Genomic DNA, 272 nt, shown 5'->3' on the forward strand with positions numbered 1-272 from the left:
CTTTTTAGATTTCGATTTTTCTTGGTTCTCGTCAGCTGTTTCTTCTTCAGTTTCAGATACTGTCTCCTCTCCTGCTTCAGTTTCTACAGTCTCTTCAGCGATTTCTTCTGTTGCCACTTCTTTTACTGTTGCTTTTCTTGGAGCTCTTTTAGGTTTTGATTTAGATTCTGAAGTTTCAGTTTCAGCCGATTCTGTTTCAGAAGCTGGAACGTCCTGCTGTACGTTTTCTTCGTTAGAAATAACTGGAACAGCCTCTACCTCCTGATCGATTT

General features: G+C 40.1%; 1 protein-coding gene. It reads right to left on the minus strand.

The annotated features are described in order from the left end of the window. Positions 1–272 (minus strand): hypothetical protein (locus ACWA1B_RS22695; protein WP_456910877.1); only part of this gene is annotated, 272 nt, incomplete at both ends.

This window comes from Flavobacterium xizangense (genome assembly GCF_054075145.1).